The sequence below is a fragment of the Providencia sp. PROV189 genome (assembly GCF_028480065.1).
GTDB classification, from domain to species: Bacteria; Pseudomonadota; Gammaproteobacteria; order Enterobacterales; family Enterobacteriaceae; genus Providencia; species Providencia stuartii.
In genome coordinates this window covers 140,583-163,564 of record NZ_JAMPOG010000003.1, presented here as the reverse complement: position 1 = coordinate 163,564, position 22,982 = coordinate 140,583, and the positions used below count along the sequence as shown (strand labels likewise).

Here is a 22,982-nt window from a genome sequence, read left to right as displayed (position 1 = left end):
GGCGTATTAAAGGATAAAATCAAAACGGTAACAAGTCAGTTATTTGACATATTCCAAATATAAAATTTTCACCACCTTGGTCGCAAAGGCTATCCATGGCTAAAAGATATAAAAAAATACAGGTTATCACGATGCATACACCGATGATCAATTTGTATTTCAACAATACTCTCCCTTAAAAAAACAGCACCATAATTATTAATTATCAATAAATTACGGTAAAGCTAAGATAAACAGAATGATACTATTGGCGAATAGACTATGTTTTGATGCCAAATGTTACCTCAGCCATCAGAATAAAATTTGAGGAAAATAAGCAGTTCATGTCAATTTTCGTCTTTATGCTTATTTTTCCTACTCATTGCCAAAAATTGTGTTTAATTGGCTTTTTTTTCATCAATTTAATCGTAATACCGCACAAGCGGCCTTTGTCATGATCAAATGAAGTTGTGTATACTTCAGCTACCTTATTTAGCCCATTAGCTATTCGTGTTTATTTTTTAGTCTTACCAATAAATACTTAGCTAATCTCTAAATAAATGAAGCTGGGTAGATACGTTTATGCGAGATCGCTGTACCATGCTAAAAGGGGTATAAACTCGCCCTATGGGGTTCGGATGCAATCTGTTTTACTATTGTTTTCTATTACGTGATTGAGGAATAATGCTTTCGTTGACTCAATTCGACAAAACAGATGTATTTTGAACAAAAATCTAACACCAAAAGGTCAACGACCTCAGTAATTGAATCGAGATGCCACAAGACAACCACTTAGCACTTGTTGATGCTCTAAGCAAATGGATCGAAGAACATTTAGGTCGTGTTATCCATTTGGAAGAGCTTGCCGCCTACTCAGGCTACTCCCTCTGGCATATGCAGAAAATCTTTAAGGAAGTCACAGGGATTTCATTAGGTAAATATATTCGCCAACGTCGACTGGCGGGTGCAGTCAACCTATTAAGAAATAGCGATCAGTCTATTTTTGATATCGCCTTAGACTTTGGATTTGGCTCACAATCACATTTTACCTATATGTTTAGGAAGGAATACGGCATTACACCGTTTGATTTCAGACAAAATGTTGATATTGATTTAGATGTAAAGGAGCCACTGCATTTAACCCATAACGGTGAGTGAAGATGCCTTATTTGCGTTGAGGCCCCTCCCCCTACATCACCCAATGCCATAAGCCATTGTCACTTATGCCGTTTTATTTTCTAACTCAGTTAGGTTATCAATAAGCGGCAAAAATCATTTACTTAATCATTTTAAGATCGTGGCGAACGATAAAATGGCTCATGTTGCACCGGTTTCTCGTTATTGCTCTTTTTTAGCTAATTTACATTTTGTGTAAATAGAGTAAGGTATTTCAATAAAACATCATTAACCGGAGGCGTTGATGTCTATCAAACTGGTAGCGATTGATTTAGATGGCACTTTACTCAACTCTCAACACCAAATCACCCCTGCTGTTAAAGAGGCGGTTATTCAGGCAAAAAATAAAGGTGTCCGTGTCGTACTTGCATCTGGGCGACCATTTTCTGGGATCTTCCCCTACCTTCAAGAACTTGGGCTAGATAATGCATCAGATTATTGCATCAGCAATAATGGTAGTGTGATACATCAAGCCAATGATGGTACCCATTTAATTGAAAACCTTCTCGATTTTGAGGATTACCAATATTTTGTTTCTCTCGCTAACGATGTTGGTGTGCATATGCATGCACTTGCACAAAACACCATGTTCACCGCCAACCGTCACATTAGCCATTACACCGTCCATGATGCTTATTTGACAAATACTCCACTCGTATATTGTCCAGCAAACGAAATGGATCCCAGTCTCAAATTTACTAAAGTGATGATGATAGACCAGCCTGAAAAGCTGAGCGTTGGGATCAGTTATATTCCTGAAGATACTTTTGAAAGTTATTCTCTCATAAAAACCAGCCCTTACTTTTTAGAAATCTCCAGTAAAACGGCAAGTAAAGGCGCAGCACTACAGCTAATTTGTGAAAAACTCGGCATTACACCTGATAAAGTCATGAGTATTGGCGATCAAAATAATGATATACAAATGCTGCAATACGCCAAATTTCCCGTCGCTATGGGAAATGCTATCGATAACGTTCGTGATATTGCAAAATTTGTCACTGCCACCAATAACGAAGACGGTGTCGCCGTTGCGCTAAATAAATTTATTAACCAATAATAGTCTTTTTGGCAGTGATATTCACTGCCAATTAATCATATCTTACAGAATCAGACTGCTTGTTTACCCATTCCCTTCCCTATTTCCCTACATCCAAAAGCCAAATGGATGACTAAAACCTTACTTAGCTTTCTAAATTTGATACTATCTGCCCCCTTAAAAATACTGTAATACTAAAATATTCATTGCAAAATATACATTACAAACAGGTAGTAACATGTTTTCGACTAAAGATATGGTAATTCTTGGGATGATGGTCTTCGCGCTATTTTTAGGCGCAGGAAACATTATTTTCCCTCCTATGGCAGGCTACCAATCGGGTACAGATTGGTTCAGCACATCGCTTGGCTTTATTATTACGGGTGTTATCCTGCCCTTTATGACTCTGGTTACCGTCGCCGTTAAAGGCCGTGGTGAGCGCCTATCTGTGGATTTACCTAAGTGGGTTGCTGTCATTTTTTGGGTGGCGCTATACTTAATTGTAGGTTCAACCTTTGCGATGCCAAGGGTGACAAATACGGCTTTTGAAATGGGCTTCATTCCATTAGGTTTCATTGAAAAAAGCACCACCTCACACCTTACCTTTGCCTTGATTTTTAACGTGTGCTCTTTGTTCTTTATGCTTAAACAAGGCACGATGATCAGCGCAATCGGCAAGTTTATGACCCCAGCCTTGCTTATTCTATTGGTTGTGGTCGGGATCGCTGTGGTGGCAGAGCCATTATCTCCGATTAATGCACCAGTAAAACAATATGCCGATTATGCCTTTTTTGGTGGGGTAATTGATGGCTATCAAACCATGGACGTGCTATCTGCCATGGCCTTTGGTGGGATTGTCGCTCGTGCTTTAGCATCAAAAAATATCACTCAGCCTCGCCAAGTGGCTTTTATTACCATCAAAGCAGGCTTAATCTCTGTTAGCTTACTCGCTGCACTCTATATTTGCTTATTCTATCTTGGCGCAACCAGTGAACTTGTAGCCAATACAGCAACCAATGGTGGTCAAATATTCTCACGTTACGTGGATACATTATTCGGCTCAATTGGCACATGGATCATGTGTGGGATTGTCTTATTAGCTAGCATGACAACCCTTGTTGGCGTAACGAGTGCTTGTGCTGACTACTTTGCGACTTTCCACCATCGCTTAGGTTACCGTTTTTGGGTGGTCTTTTTCACATTGCTGACCACCATTGTCTCTACTTTCGGCCTAGACACATTATTAAGAGTGACTATTCCTGCGCTATTAATGATCTACCCATCTTCGGTCACCATTGTATTCCTGCAATTTGCAAGACGTTATATGGCTGCACCAAGAGTCACTTACGGTATTACTATCGCTGTTATCGTCTTTATGAGCCTATTAGATACATTAAATAATATGACGTTGCTAAGTGATAATGTGAAGGGCTTCCTTGTTTCAAACTTACCACTATTTGAACAAGGTATGGGCTGGTTGATACCGGGTGTTATCGCTTTCATAATTTCACTGTTTGTTGGCAACCTCTTTTGCAACAAAACCGTGCAATTAACCGATGAAAAAGCATAATTAATTACCAACGATAGCGCCCTACTTTATTGGGCGCTTTTTACCTTAGATGGCCGCCGAGTTGCAAGAAAGCAGATAATCGACCCAAGAGTTACCATTACCACTCCTTGCCAAAAACCTAATGTCAGCGCAGTGCTTAATAGAATTGACGAAAACGCCGTTGATATGACAGGTGTAAAGTAAGATAACGTACCTAATAAAGCGACATTGCCTCGGATCACAGCGAGCGTCCATAACGCATTCGCACCGCCTGTTGCTAAGGATGCCACTAACAGCAATGTGATACTGTGCCATGAAATATTGAATTGCTTATTAGGTTCAAACGCAAAAAGTATCCATAACCCTATCGCAGTGAGTAGAAAAAATAGCACCATTCCATTATGCCCCCCAGAAATACGCTTAGTCACATTGCTATAAAACGCCCAGAGGACAGCTCCAATAAAAGCGAGTAAATAACTTAATGGGTTACTTGAAATATTATCCGCAATTGCCGCGACTGAAATAGGTTGATCACCCGAAATGACCCATATTAACCCAGCAAATGCTAACAGTAGCCCAATACCAAGCAATAGAGTAAACCGCTGGCGATTAAACAAAACAGCTAATGCTATCGTAAAGCTGGGCCATAAATAATTCACCATCCCTAATTCAATAGCCTGTTGTCGGTCTTTTGCCAACCCCAGAGCTAATACAAAACACATTTCATAACTAACAAAGAGTAATGTTCCCCAAATTAAGTAGCGCTTAGGATAAGCACGAATTTTGGGAAACCCCATAAATACAACCAGAATGGCAGTACCAAGGCTATAAATTAATGCGGCTCCACCAACAGCACCAAAGTTTTCACTCGCACTTCGCACTAAACCAACAATCGTACTCCACAGTAAAATAGAGACTACGCCATAAAATGTTGCTGCATGTTGCCCTAATTTCATTGTTTACTCAATTTAACCGTTAGTTTTGAATTTATGAGAAAAACCTTAAAGCTCAGCCTATTAGAAAGCAAGTATTATTGATAACCTTTATTAAATTGAGTGAAAATGGGCTAGCTGACATCGGCGTCAATAAAAGGGAAATAAGAGCCAGCCAGAATGACATGACTCTTATTTTTATGATGATTAAATAGATTTTTGCTTATCCCACTGGGCTACATTTTCCTTATCCCAAATCCCCTCTTCTACCTGCGTTTTTAATTCAGGGTGCTGAGCAATATCAAATGTAGGAATTTTTCCTGCTTTCCTTTGCAAGTTATAATCTTTGGTTAATTTAAACGCGATACCAGACAGTAGCAAGATGGCAATTAAATTAGTAATTGCCATCAGCCCCATCGATAAATCCGCCATTTTCCATATCAATGGCATCTCGGCTAAGGCACCAAACATCACCATGCCTAATGCAGCTAGGCGCAAGATAAGCAAACCTGCGGTGTGATTATTTTCTAAGAATATCATATTGCTCTCTGCGTAAGCATAGTTGGCAATAATTGAAGTGAATGCAAAGAAAAAGATTGCGATTGCGATAAAGGTTGACCCCCAACTTCCCACGACAGATGACAAGGCCTGCTGCGTTAATTCAATTCCGCTGATTTTATCCATTGGGTTTTCAAGTACACCAGACGAGAGAATAATGATCGCCGTCGCACTGCAAATAACAATCGTATCCATAAAAACACCCAGCATTTGCACATAACCTTGTGAAGCAGGATGTGGGGGATATGGAGCGGCAGAAGCGGCTGCATTCGGTGCAGACCCCATCCCCGCTTCATTCGAAAATAACCCGCGCTGGATACCTTGAGTCATCGCTTGAGCAACACCGTAACCAATTGCCCCCCCTGCCGCTTCCTGTAACCCAAAAGCGTTGCGGATAATCATCATAAAGACGTCAGGTAAGCGTTCAATATGATGTCCAAGTACCCAAAATGCTAGCAGTAAATAAGCCAATGCCATAATAGGAACGATTAGCTCAGCAACCTTTGCAATTGATTTTAATCCGCCAAAAATAACAACACCACTCATCACCACAAGCGCAATGCCAACATATAGAGGGTTAAAATCAAATGCTACAGCAGTTGCTTGTGCAATTGAGTTTGCTTGAACGGCATTGAATACCAATCCAAATGCAATAATTAAAAAGATGGAAAATAACACGCCCATCCAACGGCGGTTTAACCCTTTTTGCATATAGTAGGCAGGACCGCCTCGATAATTTCCTTGGTCATCTTTTGTTTTGTACAATTGAGCGAGGGTTGATTCAATAAATGAGGTTGCCATCCCTAACATCGCAACCACCCACATCCAAAAAATGGCTCCAGGGCCTCCTGCCGTTATCGCAATGGCAACACCGGTTAAGTTCCCTGTTCCCACCCGAGCCGCTAAGCTGGTACACAATGCTTGAAAAGACGATATCCCTGCTTTATCGGCTTGATTACTATTTTTTAAAACACCAAACATATGACCAAAATGGCGAAACTGAATAAATCCTGTACGAAGTGTAAAGTAAACACCTACGCCAAGTAATAAATAGATGAGGAGCGACCCCCAAACAATGTCGTTTAGATAATTTACGATTTCTACCAAACCATTCCCCTTACTTTATTATATGTAAATAAAGATCGCTGTATAATTAATGATAATCTTTGTAATGTTTCATCTCACCAAGCACCCTTTCGATTATAAGAAACCAATCCCTAAACGTGCACAATGAAATACAAAACAAAGAGTCATAAAACTATATTTTTTTATCTTCCGTGTAAAACATTTTTTAAGTTTAAATTTTAAGATTGATATTTGTTATATAAACACCTAATATAAAGATGTGTGCTAGATAATATTTTTGATTTAAAATCAACAAATTGCACTCACAACAAGAGTGAACTCATAAAGTTAATCATTTGATTTTATGATATTATCGCTTTATTCACCAACTTGGTTATATAATAATCAAAATCTTATATTATTCCCTTTTATAAATACATATTTCTTTATTATTAATAATTCCTGCTCTACTAATAAAATGAATAATTTAATTTCACCAACATATTCAGTTTATTATTCAATAAATTTATCGCCTTATATTAAGGGTGAATACCCTCAAACTGTTTATTAAACAAGCAAATAGAACATTTAAAAAAAACATCGTAAAAAGAGCATTGAAAAATGATTATTGCTTCTATTTATACATCACCATAAAATTTACAATTAAATCGAAACCCTATTTAAGGTTAAAAAATGAAAATCACCATTAAAATCTCTGATGATGCTGTATCCCAAAGCCTTTATGACGCATTTGCTTCAGAACTAAGAGCAAGGGTATTAGAAGTTTATCCAGGTAGCGATCTCTATATTATTCATGATACTGGAGCAACTACATTTGAAACTTCTGGTTTTCATGATGACAAAGAAGCTCATATCGTTCTTCATGAATTAGTTGAAGACGTTCTCCATCATGGGCATTGGTCAAAATAATTATTCGCCTATGTTTTAGCCAGCCTTTACTTATATTCATTAAATTAAAGGCTGGTTACTCTCTCCTCCTCCATCTCTCCATAATGGCAATTGCTGATCAAGATCATATTTGTTACAAAATAAGCTAATCTTAGTCATAAAACCGCTTTTCTTATTACCGTTGTATGATAAATTATATAACGTAATTTACATTGCTTTTGCTCAATATGGCAGCCAGTGTTTTTACTGGCTCTTTTTTGTTTCAAAATGCGAAATAATACTTAGGACACCCTCTTTTCGGCCTATTCTGCTATAGTCTCTGTCTATTATCCGATAAAGTTAAAATTCATTTAGTGTAAAACTAGAGGTACTGCCATGAAACGTCTTTTACTTGCTGTATGCTTTACACCGATTATCGCACTAGGCGCTAATGAACCACTAAATATTAGCCAAACTGCCATTGATTATTGTGATATTACAGGCCAAACACTCAATGATGCCTATCGTTCAGATAAAAGCAGCAACGAATTAGCAGCAGATGCACTTACTCAGCTAAAAAGTAAAAATGTTGATCTCGCTAAATTAGAGACAAACGAAGCTGATTTACAAAAGAACTTGGCTGTTGTCATTAAAACCATCCGCGATAATAAAGGTAGCTTTAAGAGCCAGGACGAATTCGCGAAATCGCTAAATGACTCAATCTCCGCTTGCAAAATCCAAACTGAGCTTCTGTTGAACAAAACGAAATAAGCATCAATCTATAAAAATGTACCCAGTCTCTATCGAAACTGGGCACATTCTATTATCTCATGAGCTGTTATGGTTGCTCTTTTTGGCATATCGTCTTGATAGAGGCCTGAATGTCCTCGTTATCGCTCAACAATAACTGATTCTTTCCTGAAAATTGCCCGTCACGAATATCAATATTAGCAACAAAAAGTAGTGCACGACCATCATTACCGACCTGATATGTGCCGCATACGCCTACACTTTCACCTTCTTTGTATTGATTCCGCTTAACAACCTTAACGTCATTGAAGTTCACAGGTTGCTGTGAGGCGAGTTTATTTTCGACCAATTGCTGAGCCATTTTTTGAATGTCGGAGTCATGAATTGCTGTAACATATTGATATACAAAGCCAGCAATAATAATCAAAATGACGATAAACAGTTTGGTTTTTATACGTTTCAATACATAATCCTTCTTGGCATTTAGCTAGTCAGACTAATTATAACGATATTAACTTGTTTTATGTGAACAAAATGAGCCAAGTTCGCCAAAATTTGATTTATTGGTGAATACAACAAGCGTGTTCTATAAGCCGTTATTAAGGATATCTTATCTTTTATTAATTAACTTATAATATTGTCAATTTAATTAATTTTTCATTCAATATAATATTCCATCACATTAATTTGATATTTAATTTTTATATTTTTTCATTATTCATTAATAAAAAAAACGTTTTCTAATTTCACTCATAATATTATAATCGAGAAATGATTATCATTTAAATATGGGAATAGAATGAAAGAGAGGATCGTAAAAAATCTTGTTGAGCTTACTTATGGTACTAACAACGATGTAAAAATAGCGGCAATTAATGCTTTAGGTGATTATAAATGTTCAATCGAGCAAGAAGACGCTATTGATAGATTGTTAGTTTTATGTGACGATTATAATAAAGAGATTGCCGTCGCTTCAATTAGTTCATTGAGTAAATTAGCGAAGTTTTTCTCTGATCTATAACGGTAGCATGCCATAACCAATTTAACCCGTGCCAATCAACATAAAAATTACTTATAAATCAATTAATTGTAATTGAAAGAAGAAGCGTATTCAAAATACCAATATTTTTATTACGTATTACTGCCTATAAAAAATAAAAATAGTTACTTTATTTTAAAGATCAATACAACTTTTTTTCATTGTGAAGGAAATAAGAGTAGTTAGTGATGAAACTATGATATATCTCTTTATTTAGGTAAATAGCATTGAAATAATAAATAAAAGAGCCAAAATAATTATTAGTCGGTACCCAACAGGAGTATAAATATGAATTATTTAAAGCCTCTTTTTATTTCAGCAAGTTTATTTGCCATTAGCTTTTCTTCTCTCGCATATAACGATAATAATTATTGTGATGGTGCTTGGCATAAAAATGGTTATCACAATCAGCAACAATATAATGACCGCCCTTGTGATAATAACCGTCACTACAACGGTTCTGGCCGTCACTATGGTCGCCATAATGGAGCTATGCAATATTCAACGTCAATTCAGACAACTCAGCCAGATGAGACCCTGAAAAAAATTGCAGCTGATGCGCCAAAGGGAGAAAGTGGTAAACAATACGTTGTTCGAGTCTCCGTTATTGAAATTTCAAACAATAATACCCCTCAACAGCGATAAACGAATTAGGGCAGTTAACACTGCCCTACAACTCACATCATCAAACGACCTACGAGATAAAAATCATATACCGATAGGCTGATAGCCTTGCCATTCAGGCTTAAAATGCTCACCGTCTGGCTGAGGGATAAGGTGAATATAATAATTGCCAATTTGATCCAATAAGAGACAATCATCAACATCCTTTAAATTGTCTTTATGCTGCTGTTGGCAATTAACTAATAATGCATTAATCGCTTTTTGCTTTGCTTCCGCCGCCGATTCAGCAACGAATAGATCAAACTCATGCAGTTCGGCCAGAGTAGATGGCTGATACCCTCCAACATTAATAAAGTATAGCCGCTGTGTCGTTAAAGAAGGCTCCTGATGTAGTTCGATTTTAAATCCATCCACCCAATTAATCGTTGCATAGCCGTCGATATGGATCTTATCCTTATCGCCAAACCAAGCTTCCCGCAATGCAGGCCAAGCATCTGTCGGTTTTTCGGCTACAACGAATTGAATATCATGAACTTCTATATTTGACTTCCCTGCATTGCCACCAACATAAAACATAAATAACTTCATTTTATCATCCAAATTATTATACAACCCTCGATATGTAATTCATTACACAACCATTGATGTATGAAAAGAAATTTTTTATCACAACAAACCATAAATTCTGAGTGATTATTTATATTTATCAATATATTAAAGTAATAATTAACCTGTATTTTGCTTAAAGTCCGATCTTAACAAAATGAATAAATAATCACTTGTGATAAATAATTATTTACAACAAATCTATTTTCAGTAATCTAATGATTACTATTTTTTTGCAAGGAAACACCATGGATCGTCGTTCTTTTCTAAAAACAAGCTCAGCCGTTATGGGCGGATTAGCTGTAAACTCTCTTTTCAATCAAGCTATTGCGGAAACAAAAACGCAATTTTTGCTTGATGCGCAACACCCTTTGCTGCTTAATTTTAATGAAAATTCACTCGGCATGTCGCCAAAAGCAAAAGATGCCGTTATTGCCGCTCTACCCGGTTCATTCCGCTATCCTGATGATGCTAGAGCTGACCTAATTGCAGCACTAGGTAAACACTATGCCTTGACCGACAAGCATGTCACATTGGGAAATGGCTCTTCAGAAACCATCCAAGCTGCCGTTGCGATGCTAGCAGCAAAAGCACGCCAACAAAATCAAGGACTTCAACTTATTACGCCCGACCCAACATTCAATTACGCCGAGTTATATACTCAATCATTTGCAGGTAAAATCACTAAAGTTCCGTTAAAAGAAGATTTGTCATTCGACCTAAAAAAAATGGAACAACTTGCTGATGAATTTGATGGGTTATCAATCATTTATATTTGTAACCCAAATAACCCAACGGCGATGATCACACCAGCAAGCGAATTAAGCGAATGGATGCATAAATCTTCAGATAAACAATTTTTCATCGTAGACGAAGCCTACGCTGAATTCGTTGAAGACCCGAAATTTATCAGTGCCATTGAGCTTGTGAAACAGGGTAAAAATAACCTTGTTGTCACTCGCACCTTTTCAAAAATTTTTGCGTTAGCAGGACTGCGTGTTGGTTACGGTATCGCAACCCCTGAAGTTATTGCTGCCATTGATGCGTTTTTACCTTTAGATAATACCAATACGGCTGGCGCCGTTGCCGCTCTTGCTTCTTTGCAGGATAAATCATTTATTGCATATAGTCTGAAATCCAATAACTTATCTAGAAAAATCGTTGAAACCGCATTAGATGAACTCGGTATTACCTATGCCCCTTCACAAGCGAATTTTATCTTTCATAAAGTTAAAGGTGATGTCAAAACATACCAAAAAAGAATGGCCGATGCGCACATTATGGTTGGACGTGAATTTCCACCAGCAATGGGTTGGAGCCGTTTAACGCTAGGAACCCCCGAAGAGATGGAGCAATTTGTTATTATATTAAAACAGTTCCGCGAGAAAGGTTGGGTATAGTCGCTCGTCTCTCCCCTATATTTAAGACAGGGGAGAGACATATTTAAGCCCTTAAAATGGGCCTTTGAAGATAAAAAAGGCGCCCGCAAAGATCAAAATAAAGCCAATAATATGGTTTATCGAAATACTCTCCCCAAGATAAAGCACAGAAAACACCACAAAGACACAAAGTGTGATAACTTCCTGCATCGTTTTTAATTCAGCTGCACTATAATATTGATGCCCTAGCCGATTGGCTGGAACCGCAAAGCAATATTCTACAAATGCAATTAACCAACTGAAAAAAATGATGCTATACAGTGGCTTATCTGTAAACTTTAAGTGTCCATACCATGCAAACATCATAAAAACATTCGAAATCACTAATAATAAAATAGGATAAGATTTAGCAAGCATTTTGGTTAACGTTGAGCAGATAATTTTGACCATTATGAGATCAAAACAAATAAAATTCATTAGAATTTATTTTTCACTCTCACTATCGACACTGCGGATCCTTATTGGTAAAACCACCTGCTATATTCATCAATAAATGAAGAGATTTTGAGGAATCGTATTATGATCCAGTACCGATTAATGGAAATAACGGATTGTGAAAAAGTTGCCCAATTGTTGCAAATTAACGCACAATCACAAGGTGGTGGGTTATTAGGTGAGTACCCTTTAGGTAAAGTTAAAGGGATGTTTGCTAGCGCAAGTCATACCGTTGTAGCCTATGAAAATGAACATATTGTTGGCGTCGTTTTTAGTTTTAGCCCTCTCGCTAAAGCCCTCCCTGCATTGGCGCAATATATCACCCAACACTTTGCCCCCATTATAGAAAATAATTGGTTTTACGGTCCCGTATGTATTGATACTGCATATCGAGGGAAAAGTATTCTTAAATCCCTGTATGACACGATATGTGCTAAACAGACCGGTCAACCCGTCGCATTTATTAATAGTAGTAACATACGCTCTTTAAAAGCACATCAGAAATTAGGTATGCAGAAAATTGCTGAATTTACCTTCGAGCATGTTCTCTACTATTTAGTTAAACCATAAACCATCATAGCGCTACAGTTCCATTTTCCACAATACCCCATCAAATGTACCAATTAGTACATTTTTGTTTTCATTCCTCGTTTCTTACGTTACATTAGTAAAATAATGTTTTGAGGAGTTCTTTTTATGACTGATTTTTTAGCTGCTAATCAAAAAGCATGGGATAAGCAAGCTTTACTGCAACAGCCTTGGTCAATTCCCGTTGACTCTCCGACCATTGCAAAAGCAAAACAAGGTGAATGGCAAGTTCATTTGACGCCTTCGCCATTACCTAAAGCGTGGCTTGGCGATATAAAAGGGAAAAAAATTCTATGTCTAGCCTCAGCAGGAGGGCAACAAGCCCCTGTTTTATCTGCTGCTGGTGCTGATGTCACTGTTTTTGACCTATCAGATAAACAATTAGAACAAGATAGACAAGTTGCTATTCGTGAGAATTTAAAACTAGAAACTATCCAAGGTGATATGCGAGATCTACACGTATTCCCAGATAACCACTTTGATCTCATTTTCCACCCTATTTCTAATCTTTATATACCGGATGTAAATCCTGTTTGGCGTGAATGTCATCGTGTTTTAAATACACATGGCAGACTACTATCCAGCTTTTTTAACCCAATCGTTTTTGTCGGTGACCGTGACCCACAATATAAGGAGCAACAAATAATTAAGCCGACTTATAAAATGCCTTTTTCTGAAATAGAGGCATTAACCCAGGAACAAATCCACTTGAAACAGCAAAATCAAGAAGCTTTTGTTTTTGGTCATTCATTAACCGATTTAATTGGTGGACAAATAAAGGCCGGTTTTCAGCTCGCTGGGTTTTATGAAGATTGGCAACCTAACCCTCGATTTGTTATTGACCATTACCTGCCGACTTTTTTAGCGACATTTGCGATTAAAACCGCCTAGTCATTTAGAAATGATGAAAGCTGATTTTTTGATAAATCAGCCTGCTTGTTTGGCTGGCAATATTTTTCCCATACAAATTCAAATTGTTCTATTGGGATAATGTCATCAATTTCTTCAACAAAAGGAATGGATACCATCGTGTTACCTGACGCATTTTTATGGGAGCGCACGATAAACCGTTTAAAGCCATAGGGTAACTCATTTTTAAACCCAAATACTTCACCACAATAATAACCCGTTTCTTCACCATCCTGGGTTTTATTCAGCACATGGTAATTAACATTTCGATACTTAGCCGCCGTTGGGTAAGCGAGAAAATCTTCTACTGAGTTTTCAATTTTCTTTTTAGTGTCGAATTCTGATACTTGAGCGATATTCGTCATAATACCCGCAATATAAGCACCACCAACCATAAGCAACAGAACTAGGCTTCTTAATAACATTTTTACCACAGCGATTTTTTATAAAACGTACCTAATTACTATATTGAAATTGTAACAAAATGCGACAAATAAGTGAGCGCAGAATGAATTATTTACATTAAAATATAATTATTCCTGATAAGGAGACATATAACACTGTCTTTTGTGAATTATTGATACATTCTCCAGAGGTAGATCAATATCGCCGCTGAGAGACACCAGACAACCGTCGCAGACCCTAAACAAAACCACGCTGAAAATTTTGTGGCGAGCCAATAGACTGTCAGTAAATACAATAGATATGGAATTAATGACCATATACCAAATAATGCGGTCTTACGTAGTGCTAATGCTCCCTGCTCTTGAACAATGATCACATGGGCGATCAAGGCAAATGTTGGGAACAAAGGTACTAAACCTGCTATATAAAATGTCTTACTTTTTGATAGTAAAGCAATAATTAAAACGGCTAATGCCCCTAATGAACACTTTAAGAACAATGAAAGCATAGTGGTATCTTATTATTTAATAACATTAACAGTTATATTATCTCTAAATATAAAAAAGTAATCAGTTATTTTTTTGCTTAGGTACATTGCTGTGCCACCAAAAAATAATCATTATAAAACAATAAGTTAATTTCAATTTCCTCGATTAAGCCCTCGTTATATTTCGGTTAGCATTCAGTTTGAATATAAAGTATACGCATTTCCTGCCGATACCATTAGGGAATACCTACACCTGACTTCTGTATGACCACCATAAGGTGTGTAGCAAATCACTTAGCGATTTGATCATCACCTTATATCAAATAAGTCGTTTATTTGTACGTGTTGAAACATGTTACCGACAGTATGTAAGGAAATAATAATGATGTTCGCGACTTCACAAAAAACTGATTCCCCTTTTTCCCGGTTCTCATTTTCAGGTCTTAAAACAACAACTCTCATTTGGATATTATCTGGATTACTGATCCTACTATTACTCTCTTCATGTTGGTTATTTTTTAGTTATCTTAAAAATTATCAAACGGCACTAGAAAGACTAGATGATATTTATCAAGAGCAGTCTGCACTAAATGATACATGGCAATCTCTTTTACAGGCTCGAAATACCTTAAATAGAGCCAGCTCAAGACATTTGTTAGTGATAAACAAAATGCAAACTGCTAATACTGATATTGATAGTTTAGTTCAACAATTTCAGGAGAAGATGAATAAAACCGAATCACAATGGGCAACTTTTACAGAATTAACACAAAATAAAAACGAATTAGCATTTAATGAGTTACAACAAAGCTATACTCAATTACATTCAGCGTTAATGGAACTATCTCTATTTTTAGTTCAAGGAAAAACTTATGAATTCTTAAATCAACCTACACAAGGTTTTCAAGATACTTTCGAACAAAATTTCAATTATTATCATCAGCAGTTAAATCAGGGTTATCATGATATCACCGCGGCAAGCGAAGAATTGTATCGCAAAAGTCTGATTGGTATTATCGCGGTGATCATTAGCCTAACATTGGTAACCTTACTCGTACGTTTAGTTCTACAACATTTATTTATTCGCCCTCTTAATCAAGTCATTGATGGCATAGAAAAAGTCAGTCAAGGGGTCCTTCACCATCATTTTGACAATAAAGGGTTAGCAGAAATTAAACTGTTGAAACAGCATGTTTCGAATATGCAGAGTAAGTTAATTAATATCGTCAAAAATATCTATTCTAATACCCATACTATCAAAGATGAGATCGGTGATATCACTCAAATGAATCAGGACCTATCTATTCGTGCAGATCAACAAGCTGCTGCTATTGTGGAAACGGCTGCAAGTATAGAGGAATTAGATTCATCCTTTAAACTTAATAGCGCCCATACTCATGAATCCTGCCAACTAATGGCACAGAACGGCATTACTATTGATAAGAGTAGTGAACTTATTTCTGACGTCGTTGAGAACATGGATGATATCGTCGATTTCTCTAAAGAGATCAGCAAAATCACATCAACCATTGATAATATTGCCTTTCAAACTAATTTATTGGCTTTAAATGCCGCAGTAGAGGCCGCCCGAGTTGGCGAGCATGGCAAAGGTTTTGCTGTTGTTGCAAATGAGGTACGTGAGCTGTCGATGAGCTGTAATCAAGCATCTAAAGAAATCAAAGTGCTGATTGATAATTCAAATGAAAAAATTCATCACTGCTTCCAATTAGCCGCTGATGCTAACGATAATATTGTGGCTATCGCAAGAAGTACCGCTAATATTAATGAAATGATACAGAACATCTCGCATGCGTCTAATGAGCAGACTCATGGTGTTGGACAAATCCATATTGCAATTAATGAACTCGATAACACCACCCAAGCGAATGCGGCAATGACGAAAGAATTGCAAGGTTCATTACAATCCTTAAAAACTCAATCTGAATTACTTGAGGAGGTCATTGCGACCTTTCACATTGAACCTACCTCTACACCAACCAAATCGCATAACCAAGAATAAGCCATACTCGTCCAAACAAGGTAGTTACTCAGTAACTGCCTTTACGACTGTCTATAAAAGCATTTTTAATTGGATATTCATTGCTTTTTGTCTGATATAACAGTAAGACTAATTAGCTATTCACCAATTAAATAATGAGTAAAAATGACAATAAAAATATCTGTACTTGTTGATAACAATACCCTTATCGATAGCTACTTTTGTGGTGAGCCAGGTGTTTGCTACCATATCGAAGCTGATGGCCATAAAATTCTTTTTGACACTGGTTACTCCGATATTTTTATCGATAACGCACACACATTAGGGATAGACCTTGCTACGATCACTGATTTAGCCCTGTCTCACGGACATAACGACCATACATGGGGACTGAATCATTTAATACAGCACTACGATAGACGTAATTGCTATTTTCCACAAAAGATCCGCTTGATTTACCATCCAGATGCACTTCTTCCAAAGCAATTTGACACCAAAGTGATTGGTGCCAATATCCCCAAAGATGTATTAAAGGCTTATTTTGATAACTATGAAACAGATAAGCCGTTTTACCTTTCCGACAATGTTATATTCTTAGGGCAGATCCCGAGAAATAATACTTTTGAAGGGAAAGAACCTATTGGAACGACGATTAATGCAGACCATCAAACTATTGATGACTATGTTTGGGACGATAGTGCATTGGCAATAAAAACCACGGAAGGGTTGATTATAGTTACCGGATGTTCGCATTCAGGTATTTGCAATATTGTTGAATATGCAAAACAAGTGACAAAAATAGATAAGATAGTGACAGTCATCGGTGGTTTCCATTTACAAGAAGCCTCTGATGAGGTTTTAAATCAAACTGGGCACTATTTTAGCCAACTTAATGTCGATCAAATACATCCCTGCCATTGTACGGATTTAGCGGCTAAAATTCATCTTTCCAAGTTTGCAGCCATTAAAGAAGTTGGCGTTGGATTAGTGTTAACTTACCCTTCATAATTAAATCAAATTGAGTGACGATAAAAATCTTTTTCGTCACTCTTTATGTTTTTCAGCGAAATAACAGTAAAAAAGTCACCATTGCAACATGGCGTTAACATGATTGACTTATTTTCAATGTTTTTAGTAAATTAATGATAGTGCTATAATTAAACTCGAGAGCCAAGGTCACCATCTGCTTTTTCACCAGCAATCATGCGTGTTAATTCTTCACAACGCACGATTTTCCCTTCAGATAAATGGAAGCAGGCAAATACTTCAAATTCACTGACATCGCCGCTCTTTTTCTCAGCATGTGCAATATGTTGGGTATGTACACAGTCTTGCCCTTCGGCAATGGATTTTATGGTAATACTAATATTATTCGTGGCCTCTTTTAATACCTTAAGATGCGCAACAAATTCTTCATAATTAATTTTTTTACCGTCGACAATTTGTATGTAGTTTGGCGAAAAATATTGTTCAATCACTTCCACTGAACCAATCTCTTTGCCAAGCACATCCGTTAGAGCTTGTTCAACAAATTTTATCTTATTCATTCTTTATCCCATTTAGTTTATATATCATGATTTGATAGATATCTTGGCATCGACGTGTTATTTCAAGCTTACCTTTAAAAAATTATCATAAAATGCCTAGAAACAGATAAAAAGTGCGAACAAAAGCCGACAAAAAACATTTTATTGTTTATGGTTTTTAGCCTTTTGCGGAAGGATGATATAATAATTCGGCTCACACATTTATTTGAGGGTAAACAGTCGGTTCTATGACCGCCATTGAAGATAAGTTAACTCAAAACATAATAAAACAGGGCTTCACTAGATATGAAACCCTTTAATTTAACCTGAGCTTATTTTAATTTACTGTTACACAACTCTTGTAGCCGATTAATAAAGCGTGCAACATGGAAGCCATCACAAACTGCATGATGAACCTGTACTGAGAGCGGCAATAACAGTCTATCCCCTTCTTGCTGATATTTTGCCATTGTTATAATGGGTGCAAAATAATCGGTAAAATTAGCAACATTTAAATTAAAGCTATCAAAATTAACCCAAGGTAATGCTGAAATATTTAAATGATTTTCTGGTGTTACCCCTTGAGGAAATAACTTGGTATCACTTTTATAACGTTCCATTACCGATAAATAATTCACCATAAATTGATCAATATCGGATGAGTATGGGCAACTCAGTGCTGAAAATGTCTCTGTTTCTTGATGGAATACGGTGAATTGTGGGTCGACTGAATCCCATACGATCAATTCATCATCTTTTATCGCCATTCTCAACTCATCAAATTGATTCACGGCCTGAGCAATCAGATAGATCATTACCGGATAAAACTTATACGCTGAATCATCCAATGACTTTTTAACGTCGTGATATCAATTTTGCTTGTTAAGCTAAAACCACATGGTAAACGATGCCGATAAAACTCAAAATGCTCACGGCGAACCCAATTTTTTACATCAAATTTTGTATAGTTCATAACATATCCCTTCTGAATTTTTATTTACTAAATGACTTTAATCAGAAGGGCATTCTCTCTGTCTGGATGGATAACATTTTCCCTCCACTTTTAGCTCAAAATGCGATAGGTAATAATAATAGCAAAATTCCGCACAAACACTAAACCCTAACTAAAAACATCCATCATATTTCTAGCATGTCTAAATGATCCCGTCATTTTTATCGCTGTTGCTCACGATAATCAGCTACATTTCCCGAGTAATTCGCCTTAAGAAGCGGGTTATCTGTAGCAAAAGAGAATATAAATTATTACTACCAATACGATAAGAATAACTATACTAAAAATTATCAAGGTCATCCTTTCTTCATTATCAATCTGTTTTGCTATTACCTCTGGCTTCTCTATTTTCTCCATTTCACGTTGATACTTTGTTACTGATTGCTTCTTTGCTTCCCTGCTTTTATCAAACAGTGACAAAATAATAACCGGAAGGATAAGGACCAGAGCAATAAAACCGATAATGATTGAGAATGTAATAACAATTAGCCCATCCATAAAACTCCTGTTATTAATATGTTATTGTATTACTTTTATACCAATACAAACCAACAAATATTTTTATATCTTCCCCATATATTTTTTTCTAAGCTCTTCAATACTAGGTCTATCACTTTTGTCTTTTGGTAAATTAATTATGGTAGAAATAATATAATACCTACCTTAAGGCAGGTAACCCAAAAAGAACAATCAAATTAATTTAAGACAACAAAAAACGGGAGCCATTACGCTCCCGTTATTAATTATATTACGCAACAAATTACATATGGCTAATAATTGCGTCGCCGAACTCGCTACATTTCAGTAGTTTAGCGCCGTCCATCAGACGTTCGAAGTCATAAGTTACGGTCTTAGCTTCGATTGCGCCTTCCATACCTTTAACGATTAGGTCAGCCGCTTCAGTCCAGCCCATGTGACGTAACATCATCTCTGCGGAAAGAATAATTGAACCTGGGTTCACTTTATCCTGACCTGCATACTTAGGTGCTGTACCATGTGTTGCTTCAAACAGTGCGCATTCTGAACCAATGTTTGCACCTGGAGCGATACCGATACCACCAACTTGTGCCGCCAATGCATCAGAAATATAGTCACCATTTAGGTTCATACATGCGATAACATCATATTCCGCTGGGCGCAGAAGAATTTGTTGTAAGAACGCATCAGCAATCACATCTTTGATAATGATGTCTTTGCCATTTTTTGGATTCTTAATTTTCACCCATGGGCCGCCATCAAGTAGCTCACCACCGAACTCTTCTAATGCCAGTTGGTAACCCCAATCTTTAAAGGCACCTTCAGTGAACTTCATAATGTTGCCTTTATGAACCAAAGTCACTGAATCACGACCGTTATCGATAGCATATTCAATCGCAGCACGAACTAGACGTTTTGTTCCTTCTTCTGAGCAAGGTTTAACGCCAATACCACAATTTTCTGGGAAACGGATCTTAGTTACACCCATTTCATTTTTCAGGAAATTAATGACTTTATCTGCTTCTGCGCTACCTGCTTTCCATTCAATACCCGCATAGATATCTTCTGAGTTTTCGCGGAAGATAACCATATCAGTGAGTTCAGGTTGCTTAACAGGACTTGGCGTACCTTTATAGTAACGCACAGGGCGTAGACAGATATAGAGGTCGAGTTGTTGACGTAGCGCTACGTTCAAAGAACGAATACCACCGCCAACTGGGGTTGTCAGAGGGCCTTTAATTGAAACACGGTAATCACGGATTAAATCGAGAGTTTCTTGCGGTAACCAAACATCTTTACCATAAACTTGAGTAGATTTTTCGCCGGTATAGATTTCCATCCAAGAAATCTTGCGCTCGCCGTTGTAGGCTTTTTTAACTGCTGCATCAACCACTTTCAACATCGCTGGCGTCACATCAACACCAATACCATCACCTTCGATGTAAGGAATGATCGGGTTGTTCGGAACATTCAGTTTGCCTTTAGCATCAATGGTAATTTTAGCGCCTTCTGCCGGAACTACTACTTTGCTTTCCATTAACCTCTCCTTTCACTTGCGCATTTGCTTGTTAATTTTTTGTAAGAGACCTGTCAATACTACTTCAAACTTTCTCTAACGCCAATGGTTAGTCGTTCAAGGTTTTATGCGGATCGCATTAAACGTACTAACTGACTCACATTTTTTGTTGATTTAGTTAACACATTTCCCATTAAATCAACAAGGTACGATAAAAGTCTAATCTTAAAGAAATTACGTAACCAAGATGTTGCTTCGATGATTTAGTGAATAAATGAATAGTTGTTGAAAAAAGAGACTATTTGCAGTTTATCTTAAATGCTATTAAGAAAAATTCGTTTTGCTCACATAAACTAGGTTTATTAAAGCAATTTATCATTGTAAATTAATAGGTTTTAACAGATTTAATGATTTTAAAGTTTTTTATTATATTATTTGTTTTTTTTAATTAATAACCACTGATAAAAATAAGCTCTATTATTCTTCTATTAAGTTTATCAATAAGATAAGCTCATACGCCTTAGATGTATAAAATTAACATCTCTAGATAGAGATACAACTTTAAATATAAAAAATTATTCTCAAGCTTAATAAATAATAAACTATCTCCGTCTCCTTATACTTTTATATCTTTCATTTTGAACTTTTTTAAATGCCCCTCTTTAAATGACATTTTTTATCTTCTCTTTGTGATTGACAATAAACCTCATCTCCCTCCTTGCTCTTTTGTGTCATTTTTCTTAAAAATCAACTACACTGAAAGCTCAGCCAACATTTTGTTGGCCTGTTTTTATCAATATTTAGTTAATCTGTTAAAATGGATTCTCATGTCTACATCGAATTATAAAGCTAGACCACCAGCCAGTAAGAAAGCGCCGCGCAAGTTTGGGTCAAAAGCCACCTCTGAGCATTTTCGTTCTTCATTGTCATCTCGGACTCAATCTAAGCCCCTTACGTCGCGTAAAGTGATCTTATTTAATAAACCTTTCGATGTATTACCGCAGTTTACCGATGAGCAAGGCCGAGATACCCTAAAAAAATATATTCCAATAACCGATGTTTATGCGGCTGGCAGGTTAGATCGTGACAGCGAAGGATTACTCATTTTGACTAATGATAGGAAATTACAAGCGCGTTTAACACAACCGCAAAAAAACACCAATAAAGTCTATTATGCGCAAGTTGAAGGTATCCCTGATGACGCGGCTCTTGTGAAATTTCGCCAAGGTCTGACTCTTAAAGATGGTCCGACACGCCCTGCTGGTATAGAACGAGTCAATGAACCTGATTGGTTATGGCCGAGAACCCCACCAATTCGTGAACGTAAGAACATCCCGACTAGCTGGCTAAAAATCACACTTAGTGAAGGAAGAAATCGTCAAGTTAGGCGCATGACGGCGCATATTGGTTATCCGACTTTGCGGCTAATTCGCTATCAAATTGGTGAGTATACTCTTAATAATTTAGCACCTGGTGAATGGAAGGAGATCACTCTTGTTTAAACCTCATGTTACTGTCGCAACGATTGTCCATGCGAAGGATAAGTTTTTGGTTGTTGAAGAATGGGTTAATGGCAAACCGACGTGGAACCAACCCGCAGGTCATCTAGAAGCAGATGAAACACTATTAGCCGCTGCTGAACGTGAATTATTCGAAGAAACGGGCATTAAAGGGCGACCGCAAAAACTGCTTAAAATTCACCAATGGATAGCTCCCGATAACACCCCCTTTATTCGCTTTCTCTTTGCATTGGAACTGCCTGAGCGTTGTGATACCCAGCCACAAGATAGCGATATCACTTGCTGCTATTGGGTGAGCGCGCAGGATATTTTGAACAGTGATTGCTTGCGTTCACCGCTTGTCGCCGAAAGCATACGCTGTTTTCTCGAAGGCACCCAATATCCACTTGATGTGTTATCCGCATTTGGGGAGCACTTTGGCTGATTCACGTTGTGTCACAACACGGCTGGCTCTAAGCGCTAACAGA

Annotated in this window: 25 protein-coding genes and 1 pseudogene; 14 read left to right on the top strand and 12 right to left on the bottom strand. The window is 37.2% G+C overall.

Annotation, left to right across the window (positions count from 1 at the left end; genetic code table 11):
- Nucleotides 1–19 precede the first annotated feature (19 nt).
- Nucleotides 20–130, bottom strand: coding sequence for a PhoP/PhoQ regulator MgrB (gene mgrB, locus PR833_RS02105; RefSeq protein ID WP_376738365.1), 111 nt, complete (start codon nucleotides 128–130; stop codon nucleotides 20–22).
- 623 nt (nucleotides 131–753) lie between these two features.
- On the opposite strand from mgrB, the gene PR833_RS02100 reads away from it, so the two are divergent.
- From PR833_RS02100 to brnQ, 3 genes are all read left to right on the top strand, one after another.
- The gene (locus PR833_RS02100; RefSeq protein ID WP_004920708.1) at nucleotides 754–1,137 is read left to right on the top strand and encodes a helix-turn-helix domain-containing protein; all 384 of its coding nucleotides are present in this window, start codon (nucleotides 754–756) and stop codon (nucleotides 1,135–1,137) included.
- 262 nt (nucleotides 1,138–1,399) lie between these two features.
- Complete coding sequence (gene yidA / locus PR833_RS02095; protein WP_272525848.1) at nucleotides 1,400–2,212, top strand: sugar-phosphatase; 813 nt, start codon at nucleotides 1,400–1,402, stop codon at nucleotides 2,210–2,212.
- A 217-nt stretch (nucleotides 2,213–2,429) separates the two neighbouring features.
- Nucleotides 2,430–3,761, top strand: coding sequence for a branched-chain amino acid transport system II carrier protein (gene brnQ / locus PR833_RS02090; protein WP_004920713.1), 1,332 nt, complete (start codon nucleotides 2,430–2,432; stop codon nucleotides 3,759–3,761).
- A gap of 26 nt (nucleotides 3,762–3,787) precedes the next feature.
- Here brnQ and yddG read toward each other — a convergent pair whose 3' ends face one another.
- Complete coding sequence (gene yddG, locus PR833_RS02085; protein ID WP_004920715.1) at nucleotides 3,788–4,696, bottom strand: aromatic amino acid DMT transporter YddG; 909 nt, start codon at nucleotides 4,694–4,696, stop codon at nucleotides 3,788–3,790.
- Between the two features lie 183 nt (nucleotides 4,697–4,879).
- Nucleotides 4,880–6,337: an alanine/glycine:cation symporter family protein gene (locus PR833_RS02080; RefSeq protein WP_004920719.1), complete on the bottom strand. Its 1,458-nt coding sequence runs from the start codon at nucleotides 6,335–6,337 to the stop codon at nucleotides 4,880–4,882.
- A gap of 651 nt (nucleotides 6,338–6,988) precedes the next feature.
- Here PR833_RS02080 and PR833_RS02075 point away from each other — a divergent pair.
- Entirely contained in the window at nucleotides 6,989–7,225 is a 237-nt protein-coding gene (locus PR833_RS02075; protein ID WP_004920724.1) for a DinI-like family protein, read from the top strand.
- 354 nt (nucleotides 7,226–7,579) lie between these two features.
- On the top strand, nucleotides 7,580–7,954 hold the full coding sequence (locus PR833_RS02070; protein ID WP_004920727.1) for a hypothetical protein: 375 nt from the start codon (nucleotides 7,580–7,582) through the stop codon (nucleotides 7,952–7,954).
- 67 nt (nucleotides 7,955–8,021) lie between these two features.
- Here PR833_RS02070 and PR833_RS02065 read toward each other — a convergent pair whose 3' ends face one another.
- Nucleotides 8,022–8,396 (bottom strand): hypothetical protein, encoded by a 375-nt coding sequence (locus PR833_RS02065; RefSeq protein WP_014656135.1) that lies wholly within the window; start codon nucleotides 8,394–8,396, stop codon nucleotides 8,022–8,024.
- A 336-nt stretch (nucleotides 8,397–8,732) separates the two neighbouring features.
- On the opposite strand from PR833_RS02065, the gene PR833_RS02060 reads away from it, so the two are divergent.
- Both PR833_RS02060 and PR833_RS02055 read left to right on the top strand, forming a co-directional pair.
- On the top strand, nucleotides 8,733–8,954 hold the full coding sequence (locus tag PR833_RS02060; protein ID WP_004920733.1) for a hypothetical protein: 222 nt from the start codon (nucleotides 8,733–8,735) through the stop codon (nucleotides 8,952–8,954).
- A 306-nt stretch (nucleotides 8,955–9,260) separates the two neighbouring features.
- Nucleotides 9,261–9,617, top strand: coding sequence for a hypothetical protein (locus PR833_RS02055; protein ID WP_272525847.1), 357 nt, complete (start codon nucleotides 9,261–9,263; stop codon nucleotides 9,615–9,617).
- A 63-nt stretch (nucleotides 9,618–9,680) separates the two neighbouring features.
- Here PR833_RS02055 and PR833_RS02050 read toward each other — a convergent pair whose 3' ends face one another.
- The gene (locus PR833_RS02050; protein WP_014656136.1) at nucleotides 9,681–10,184 is read right to left on the bottom strand and encodes a DUF1543 domain-containing protein; all 504 of its coding nucleotides are present in this window, start codon (nucleotides 10,182–10,184) and stop codon (nucleotides 9,681–9,683) included.
- A gap of 266 nt (nucleotides 10,185–10,450) precedes the next feature.
- On the opposite strand from PR833_RS02050, the gene PR833_RS02045 reads away from it, so the two are divergent.
- Complete coding sequence (locus tag PR833_RS02045) at nucleotides 10,451–11,602, top strand: pyridoxal phosphate-dependent aminotransferase (RefSeq protein WP_272525846.1); 1,152 nt, start codon at nucleotides 10,451–10,453, stop codon at nucleotides 11,600–11,602.
- Between the two features lie 51 nt (nucleotides 11,603–11,653).
- Here PR833_RS02045 and PR833_RS02040 read toward each other — a convergent pair whose 3' ends face one another.
- Nucleotides 11,654–11,998: a DMT family protein gene (locus tag PR833_RS02040; protein WP_036943916.1), complete on the bottom strand. Its 345-nt coding sequence runs from the start codon at nucleotides 11,996–11,998 to the stop codon at nucleotides 11,654–11,656.
- A gap of 162 nt (nucleotides 11,999–12,160) precedes the next feature.
- Here PR833_RS02040 and PR833_RS02035 point away from each other — a divergent pair, with 162 nt between their 5' ends.
- Both PR833_RS02035 and PR833_RS02030 read left to right on the top strand, forming a co-directional pair.
- Nucleotides 12,161–12,646: an N-acetyltransferase gene (locus PR833_RS02035; RefSeq protein WP_104873537.1), complete on the top strand. Its 486-nt coding sequence runs from the start codon at nucleotides 12,161–12,163 to the stop codon at nucleotides 12,644–12,646.
- Nucleotides 12,647–12,772: 126 nt separating this feature from the next.
- Nucleotides 12,773–13,555, top strand: coding sequence for a class I SAM-dependent methyltransferase (locus PR833_RS02030; protein WP_053109926.1), 783 nt, complete (start codon nucleotides 12,773–12,775; stop codon nucleotides 13,553–13,555).
- Here PR833_RS02030 and PR833_RS02025 read toward each other — a convergent pair.
- Together PR833_RS02025 and PR833_RS02020 are read right to left on the bottom strand one after the other, a co-directional pair.
- A complete protein-coding gene (locus tag PR833_RS02025; protein ID WP_041704994.1) occupies nucleotides 13,552–13,998 on the bottom strand; it encodes a hypothetical protein in 447 nt (148 codons plus the stop codon). The two genes, PR833_RS02030 and PR833_RS02025, sit on opposite strands and share 4 nt — an antisense overlap.
- A gap of 149 nt (nucleotides 13,999–14,147) precedes the next feature.
- Nucleotides 14,148–14,486, bottom strand: a complete 339-nt coding sequence (locus PR833_RS02020; protein WP_004920759.1) for a GlpM family protein — start codon at nucleotides 14,484–14,486, stop codon at nucleotides 14,148–14,150.
- 361 nt (nucleotides 14,487–14,847) lie between these two features.
- On the opposite strand from PR833_RS02020, the gene PR833_RS02015 reads away from it, so the two are divergent.
- Both PR833_RS02015 and PR833_RS02010 read left to right on the top strand, forming a co-directional pair.
- Nucleotides 14,848–16,485 carry a methyl-accepting chemotaxis protein gene (locus PR833_RS02015; RefSeq protein WP_014656143.1) on the top strand — a complete coding sequence of 546 codons (1,638 nt, stop codon included), beginning with the start codon at nucleotides 14,848–14,850 and terminating at the stop codon, nucleotides 16,483–16,485.
- 144 nt (nucleotides 16,486–16,629) lie between these two features.
- A complete protein-coding gene (locus tag PR833_RS02010; protein ID WP_014656144.1) occupies nucleotides 16,630–17,472 on the top strand; it encodes an MBL fold metallo-hydrolase in 843 nt (280 codons plus the stop codon).
- A gap of 149 nt (nucleotides 17,473–17,621) precedes the next feature.
- On the opposite strand, the gene PR833_RS02005 is transcribed toward PR833_RS02010, so the two are convergent.
- The 4 genes and pseudogenes from PR833_RS02005 to icd form a co-directional block, all read right to left on the bottom strand.
- Nucleotides 17,622–18,011, bottom strand: a complete 390-nt coding sequence (locus PR833_RS02005) for a nuclear transport factor 2 family protein (protein ID WP_004920765.1) — start codon at nucleotides 18,009–18,011, stop codon at nucleotides 17,622–17,624.
- Nucleotides 18,012–18,322: 311 nt separating this feature from the next.
- Nucleotides 18,323–18,963: pseudogene (gene catA, locus PR833_RS02000) on the bottom strand (type A chloramphenicol O-acetyltransferase).
- 261 nt (nucleotides 18,964–19,224) lie between these two features.
- Nucleotides 19,225–19,500: a hypothetical protein gene (locus PR833_RS01995; protein ID WP_014656146.1), complete on the bottom strand. Its 276-nt coding sequence runs from the start codon at nucleotides 19,498–19,500 to the stop codon at nucleotides 19,225–19,227.
- A 262-nt stretch (nucleotides 19,501–19,762) separates the two neighbouring features.
- On the bottom strand, nucleotides 19,763–21,016 hold the full coding sequence (icd, locus tag PR833_RS01990) for an NADP-dependent isocitrate dehydrogenase (RefSeq protein WP_004920773.1): 1,254 nt from the start codon (nucleotides 21,014–21,016) through the stop codon (nucleotides 19,763–19,765).
- Between the two features lie 806 nt (nucleotides 21,017–21,822).
- On the opposite strand from icd, the gene rluE reads away from it, so the two are divergent.
- Nucleotides 21,823–22,497, top strand: a complete 675-nt coding sequence (rluE, locus tag PR833_RS01985; protein ID WP_272525845.1) for a 23S rRNA pseudouridine(2457) synthase RluE — start codon at nucleotides 21,823–21,825, stop codon at nucleotides 22,495–22,497.
- Entirely contained in the window at nucleotides 22,490–22,939 is a 450-nt protein-coding gene (locus PR833_RS01980; protein WP_053109924.1) for an NUDIX domain-containing protein, read from the top strand. The genes rluE and PR833_RS01980 overlap by 8 nt, the downstream gene beginning before the upstream one ends.
- Nucleotides 22,940–22,982 lie beyond the last annotated feature (43 nt).